Below are 7,337 nucleotides of genomic sequence, written 5' to 3' on the forward strand. Positions count from 1 at the left end.
CATTTCACCAGATATGCTTCGGCAGGGGTCGACCCCTGAAAGGCGCCCTGACGGAAGAGGGTTTGCATGAAACCGCCTGCCGCCTTGCGCAACTGCGCCCATAGCGGCGCATCATTGGGTTCGAATATGGCCCATTGGGTGCCGCGATAGAGGCTCTCTTCAATATATAGAGCCAGTCGTCTCACAGAGATGTATTTCCACTCGCTGGCCAACTGGTCGGCACCGCGTGTGGTGCGTGCCCCCCAGGCCACTCGACCGATGACGGGAAATGTGCGCAATGCATTGATTCCCAGTGGATTCAACTGCCCGTTTTCGGCATCGGTCATGCGATACGACAGCTCCCGCACACCCGCAAGGGTTGCTTCGGTTCCCGCAGGTGCCTTCCAGACACCGCGTTGTGCATCCGTGCGAGCCATAATGCCGGCCATCATGCCGCTGGGTGCAAACTCCTCGATGCGATTTTCGCGCAGGGGATCGGCCAGCCGCACGCGAGGCCAATACAACACCGCGTTTTTATGCTTGGGATAATCTCCTCCCCGAGCCGCACCGACCGCCAGGTCGGGACGCGTCCACGATGTCGGCGGATCCATAATCAGCATGGCACGCCGCTTCTCGCAATAGTTGAGCGCCGGCGTATATATGGTATCGAAGTCGACATCCCCATTGGTGCGCGTCAGGGGCGGAATGACCATCATGTTGAAAATATCCGCATCTTCCAGCGCATAAATGCCTCTGCGATCGGCTTCCAGGTTCGCTCCGGCAATTTCGTCGGCCGTGATGTCATTGCCGTCCGTGCCGATGCCTTCAGCCTGTTTGGCATTCTCATCGGCGGGCGTACCCGTCTCTGCGGGACGCGCCGGCGGCGGATCCGTCAACAGCCTGACGAGGAGAGATGTCTCAAGAATCTTGCCGATGTAACGTGGATTTTCTTCGTCAACCGATACGTTGAGAAAGGTTTCTTCCTGAACGGTCGTGGGCGGGACGGGCGGCGTTGCCGAACTGTCGCCTGTTGTGGGATCAAATTCCTGAATGATGAGGTTGAATTGATCCTGGGTGCCGTCACGGGTGTCATGATCGACGATTGCACGCAGGTTATTGCCCCATTCGCCGGGGCTGGCGGCTTCGAGCTCAAGCACAACCGTCCCCCCGTCGTCTTCAAGTTCAATCCTGCTGGAAACGCCGCCGTTGTCGACACGCACGATGACGGCCTGTGCGCCGCCGTTCATAAAAAATTGCTGCACGCTGTACCCCAGGGCACTCTTGACCCATAGATCGCCGAACAGACGCGTAAACTCACCAAAACTGCTGATGAGTACGGGGCTGTCGACCGGACCGCGTTGCGCCCGACCAATGAACGCCGTAATCGAGGTGGCGACGCCTGTTATCGTGCGCGAACCACTCGGCACTTCTTCTATGTAGACGCCGGGATAGGTTGGATTTGTTGCCATAATAAGCCCCCTGCATTCATCAAATTATGGTTATTGGGGTATTGTCAGGGTGTTGCATCCACGCCGACAAGCGTATCTATCGTGATATCCGATGCGATGGGATTGGTGAAGGTCAGGCTCGCTACCGGATCGCCCAACAACCTTACGGCACTCTCGCCAATCAGGACAAGCGGACCGGTTAAATCGACCGGATCCGCGGTGGTACCTTCCACGGTCACGGCATATTGCAACCGGTTTGCGGGCGTATCAGGATCAACGTACCGGCTGGCCCTGACAATGAGGATGGATGCGCCGGTCGTATCAAGGGTCAATTCGATCGACCCGGCCGTCCCGTTCGAACTCGCCGGCACCACAACCTGGGACTTGTTGTAAGCGTCGACGACTTGTTTGCCCGAGGCCGCCAGCGTCGGACCGCCGACAACTTGAACCGTAAAGCTCCAATTTAATTGTTCAGACATAGACATCTCCCCAAGTTAAAGGTTTTCTTCCATTGGCTCCGATGGTAGTTCAACCGACGGGCGGCCCTTTCAAGGCCATCCATAATTAGTTGAATTAAAACAAATATTTAGTTGTTCAGGGTGAAGCTACAATTCTTTTTCTCAACTTTCAACTTTCATGACAGCGACCGGATAGAGGTGCCGCCGGACAACAGGCGTTCAACCCGATATCAGGCGTGCGAAATTTTTCATTTGAATGAAAATGCGGGTCACCTTCAGGCTGTCAATACGAATCGACTTTAAAGAACCGGTCGGAGATTCATCTGACGTTACGCGGTGCAGGTTGATGCTGCGTAAGCGATAATAGAAGGCTGAGCCCAGTGTAACATCGGGACGGAGATGAGACGGTGGCGGCAGTTCATATCCGAGCAGACAGAGATGCATCACTACATGGAAAATTTAAAGCGTCTATTGGTTTTTATGTAGTGTAACACCGGCCCATTTCCCATTAAAAGAAATGACACCATTTTGGGGAATCGTGTATCCTGCTATAATCCCCAGGCATCCGAACGATGGGCATTCTCCGAAAATGATCTGAGCTGAGATTGGTTTGATTATGGTATGTATATTAACAGGTTGCTCAATTCTATATTCAATATATAATAGCCCTACTAAACTGCGATCGGCGTGTCAAGAAGAAAAAATGCGACGGTCGGCATCCATCTGAATGCCGGGAATTCTCACCACCCGTTATCTTTCATTTCTCGATTTCTGTACGTGATGCCGGCCCTGCCGCCGCGAAGCGCTTCCGGCACATCGGATCCATCTCAGCGGCCAGGCGATACAGGGTATCGACGAGACGAGGCGACATTCCGGCATGAAGTCCGCTGCAGGTTCCGAGGATAACGCCGCCGTCGCCTGCTGCGGCCATTGCATCGGCCACCGAGCGACGCAGACACGCATAACGGCTGTCGGAATCATCGACACCCTCCGCTTCGCAAAGCAGCCCGGGATCGATGCTGCCCATCAGGCAGAGGTGCCCGCCGTAACCCTTTTTGATGTCTCCAAGATCCATACCGGCCGAGGATTCCACGCACTGCAGGCCGTCAAATCCGGCCGCCGCGATAAACGGCAGGATCGCCTTGAGATTGCCGTCGGAATGGAAGAATACCGGCACCCCCAGATCCTTGGCAAAGGCGACCTGTCTTCGCCAGAGGGGCAGAAGATGACGTTCGACAAACGACGGCGATACATAAGTGCTCTGCCGGTAGGCGATATCATCGGCCAAAATGATCCCGTGGGCGCCTGCAGCCACGCCTTTGGCCATGACGTCGGTCACCTTGCCGGATATCCTTTCGAGCGCCGCGGCGATCGCATTGGGGGCGGCGGCCGTCTTCATCAGAAATGCCATCATATCCCCTTGGGTCATCGCCGTCTGAAAAGCGCCGTTGACGACCCAGAAGACAAACAGGCCGGCGCCTGCAATATGCCGGATGTCGTCAAGGGCCACCAGTGAACACGCACCGCTCTCCGCCACATTTTCCGATTGGAGACAGATGAGATCGAGTTCAAGACATTTGCAGCACTCAATGAGAAGGGCCGTGTCCGAAAGGGATTCCGTCCGACTATCGCGGGACCGCCATTTCAGGTATTTTCGTGCAAACGCCGGGTCCAGCGTCAATTCGCCCCTGGCAACAGGGGTTCCGGGACAACGGCGGACGGCCTTCATGACACGTGCGATATGGTCTGCCGTCTGTCGGTGCATCATTCACCGCCGCACGCCTTGAACCTTGAAGCCGCTTTGGTGCAGTCGATCCGGTAAGTGTCGCTGAAATGCCGGGAGTACCGGATAAAGCAACCCCGCCGTCAACAAGGCTCCAGCCCATAACATCATGCGATATGTTTTCATAGCATCCTCCTCGCTCAACATGCAAAGCCCTTTTCCCCTTACCCGATGGGCAAAGATGGGGATGGCGCCTTTCGGTCATGCGTATGCCAACCAGACGGCCGCCTACCCCGATTGGGCGTGCGAACGCTTTCCCTGCGCGGGGATCCTCGATCAGGCGTCTTTACTTCCAAGTATTCTATCGAGATCTTCGCTTTCCAGGGTTTCATGGATCATCAGCTCCCGGGCCAGTTCGTCAAGCTTGTCCCGATGTCGGACCAGCAGCGCCTCGGCCGTTTTCGCCAATTCGATGAGGATCTTCCGGATCTCTTCGTCGATGCGTTTGCCGGTGGCTTCGCTGTAGCTCTTCATGTCCGAAAGCTCCTTTCCAAGGAACGGATGTCCGTTCCGATCTCCGTAATGTACCGGTCCCAGGGCATCGTTCATCCCCCAGCGACAGACCATTCGGCGGACCAGCGCCGTGGCCTTCTTGATGTCGTCGGCGGCACCGGATGAAATGTCATCCAGGGCGATCTTTTCTGCGGCGCGTCCGGCCATCAGAACCGTCACCTGATCCAGGAGGTAGCTTCTGCTCACGTTCCGTCGATCCTCTTCCGGAATCTGCTCCGTGAGGCCAAGGGCCTGGCCGTGGGGAATGATGGTGACCTTTTTGACGGGGTCGGCCTTCTCCAGATGCCTGGCCACAAGGGTGTGGCCGGCTTCGTGGTAGGCCACGAGCTTTCGGTCGTATTCATTGAGCAGATCCTCGCGTGCGGGCCCCAGTCTGATCTTGTCCAGAGCAACGTCGAAATCGTCCTTGTCCACGCGCTGCTTGTCCTGACGTGCGGCGATAATCGCGGCCTCGTTCACGAGGTTCTCCAGATCCGCGCCTGAAAATCCGATGGTCAGGGCGGCGAGTTCGGCGAAGTCGACACTTTCGGCGCAGGGGGTTTTGCGAGCGTGAACCTCGATGATTTTCTCCCGCGTCCTCCGGTCGGGCAGCTCGATGGTGACCCGCCTGTCGAACCGACCCGGGCGTATCAGGGCCGGATCCAGAATGTCCGGACGGTTGGTGGCGGCCATCACCACCACCGCTTCGTGGGGGGAAAATCCGTCCATCTCCGCCAGGATCTGGTTGAGGGTCTGTTCCCGCTCATCATGACCGCCGCCCAGTCCCGTTCCGCGAGCCCGTCCAATGGAGTCGATCTCGTCGATAAAAATGATGGCCGGCGCCTCCTTCTTGGCTTTGGCGAACATATCCCTCACCCGTGATGCCCCCACGCCAACAAACATCTCTATAAATTCGGAGCCGCTGATGGCGTAGAAGGGCACATCCGCCTCACCGGCCGTGGCACGCGCCATGAGCGTCTTACCGGTGCCGGGAGGTCCGGCCAACAGGATTCCCTTGGGAAGCTTGCCGCCAAGCCGGCTGAATTTTTCAGGTGCCTTCAGGAATGCCACGATCTCCTGCAACTCGGCTTTGGTGTTCTCCATGCCGGCCACGTCATCGAAGGTGGTGTCGCTCTCGGATCGCTGGTACCGCCTGGCTTTGGACTTGCCGAACCCGAATATACCGCCCTGGCCCGGAAGTCCGTTCTGGAATCTCCTGCTGAAGTAGACAAAAGCGCCGATAATCAAGATCCACGGCAACAGCTGGATGAGCAGGATTCCCAGCCAGGAACTCTCCGTTGAATCCACCCGAACGGTCGGCACCTTATCGTCGATGAGCCGGAGGAGAACCGGATTCTCGAAAGTGGGAACGATGGTCTGAAACGTCGTTATCTTCGGGGCGTTCTCCCCTTCCCCCACGGCGACGGGCTCTTTGAAGCTGCCGCGCATGTGCTCTCCGGTGATGCGGAGAGTTTCCACATTGCCGGCCTTGAGTTCATCCTTGAACAGGGTGTAGGAGACTTCCGGCGCACCAGGCCGGATCCACATGATGAACAGAAAAACGACGCCGATCCAAATCATCAGCCGCCACAAATAGTTTCGATTCCAGGCCGTTTTTTCGAGCGATGAAAAATCTTTTTTCATAAAACACTCTCCTTCATTTTACCACCACCGACAAGACGGGGACGAAAGCATCGCCATTCGAAAAAGTCTTTCTTCACAGCGCGAGAAATTCCCAACGACGGCGCGGTTCCGGAACTATGCAAGAACGTAACGAAGAACGACCGCGAGGATCAAAAAAATCATGAGACATTTCAGATAGAGGTTCATGGATATAAAAGCGATCTTCTCCACGTTTCTTTCAGCTTCGATCCGATCCAGCAGATCCAGCGTTTCCTCTCGATTCCGGGGCTGCGGATCCCTGGAAAAGGCCAGAACGATGAGCGAGACAACGACGCCGCCCAGGATAAACGGCAGCAGGTAGATCGAACCATAAGAGGGGCCCAGCGGCGTGAGCCAGATTCCACCGGCCCAGGCGCCGAAAAGAATGATGAGAAATATGGACAGCGCCCCCCGTCTCCGCTCCCGATGGTGCATCAGCTGAAATACGCCGTAAAAGATAGCGGCGATAATGATTGCCGTCCCGATTTCAATCAGGATCATCGTCAATGCCCCCTTGTTTTCATACAGATGTTACGTCTTCAATTTCTTAAACTAGTGAATGAACGCCTTTGGGTGTATACCTTAATTAATGTATCATGCCCTTGGGAAACCTGTAATTCGTTACAGGGCTTGCCGGGCGACCGATCCCGTCCATCTTACGCATGGCAGTTCAATCTTTCCGATAAATTCGTTTTCTATCCATGGTGCAACCCTCAAAATGAGGGTTCCAGACAAAATAACATCTTTTACAACAGCGAGGGGCAATGCGGAAGATGCACGACCGGGTTCGCAGGCATCTCGAAGAAACCCACCCGGTGCATGAAAAATCCTTCACTGGATATTGGCATGGATGGCCGCAGTTTGGCGCATCCCCGCGAAAGACCGCACGTGGATATTGCAGGGTTTCACCTACACATGAATCCAATGAGTGTTCTTTTGGTTCAAACGTAAAATATTGTTTATATTGTTGTTATTTTAATTTTAATAGATATGGCATGCTTGTTGCTGTTCAAAACTGCAATGAGCGGCTCTGCTGCTCGAAGCGTTACGGCAGATCCCGGAAGCAGCTTTAGTCAGGGGATTCGCCGTTAAACCCTTTACCAAGGAGGTTTTCACCATGAAGAGAAAGTATGCATGGCATGTCGTTGCAATCGTATTGGCACTATCACTGACCGTGTTCGGTACGGGGTATGCCGGTTGGTTCGGAGAAGACAAGTCCGAGACTGAAACCGAGAAGTCCGGCATTACGGAAACCCAGGACCCCGGGACCGCTGCTGAGGAGACTATGCCCGGCAGCGATCAGATCGTGGTGTCCGGAATGATCAATGAAAGCAGCCAACTCGTGGATGACAACGGCTATGTTTATGAACTGGCCGATACGGGTCAGGGATCGGAAGTGAAGTCCATGATCGGCAAGAAAATCCAGATCAAGGGAACCGTCCTGGAAGAAGAGGGTCAGGTATCCGTTGAAGTGGATGACTACACGATCCTGGAATAAAGAGACCAACGCTTTCT

6 protein-coding genes are annotated in these 7,337 nt (G+C 55.2%); 1 reads left to right on the plus strand and 5 read right to left on the minus strand.

The genetic code is table 11. From position 1 onward, the window contains the following. The 5 genes from AB7S84_RS15480 to AB7S84_RS15500 form a co-directional block, all read right to left on the minus strand. A partial coding sequence (locus tag AB7S84_RS15480) for a phage tail sheath family protein (protein ID WP_428155589.1) occupies window positions 1-1,448 on the minus strand: 1,448 nt, incomplete at its 3' end. A 44-nt stretch (window positions 1,449-1,492) separates the two neighbouring features. Further along, complete coding sequence (locus AB7S84_RS15485) at window positions 1,493-1,906, minus strand: hypothetical protein (RefSeq protein ID WP_020875748.1); 414 nt, start codon at window positions 1,904-1,906, stop codon at window positions 1,493-1,495. 736 nt (window positions 1,907-2,642) lie between these two features. Beyond that, window positions 2,643-3,653: a uroporphyrinogen decarboxylase family protein gene (locus tag AB7S84_RS15490; protein WP_428155592.1), complete on the minus strand. Its 1,011-nt coding sequence runs from the start codon at window positions 3,651-3,653 to the stop codon at window positions 2,643-2,645. Between the two features lie 291 nt (window positions 3,654-3,944). Further along, window positions 3,945-5,804, minus strand: coding sequence for an ATP-dependent zinc metalloprotease FtsH (gene ftsH / locus AB7S84_RS15495; RefSeq protein WP_020875746.1), 1,860 nt, complete (start codon window positions 5,802-5,804; stop codon window positions 3,945-3,947). Window positions 5,805-5,918: 114 nt separating this feature from the next. After that, window positions 5,919-6,323 carry a hypothetical protein gene (locus AB7S84_RS15500; protein WP_428155595.1) on the minus strand — a complete coding sequence of 135 codons (405 nt, stop codon included), beginning with the start codon at window positions 6,321-6,323 and terminating at the stop codon, window positions 5,919-5,921. 616 nt (window positions 6,324-6,939) lie between these two features. Between AB7S84_RS15500 and AB7S84_RS15505 the strand changes: the two genes are divergently transcribed. Continuing rightward, complete coding sequence (locus tag AB7S84_RS15505; protein ID WP_428155597.1) at window positions 6,940-7,320, plus strand: hypothetical protein; 381 nt, start codon at window positions 6,940-6,942, stop codon at window positions 7,318-7,320. Window positions 7,321-7,337: the final 17 nt, after the last annotated feature.

The organism is Desulfococcus sp. (assembly GCF_050178255.1).
Lineage (GTDB): Bacteria > Desulfobacterota > Desulfobacteria > Desulfobacterales > Desulfococcaceae > Desulfococcus > Desulfococcus multivorans.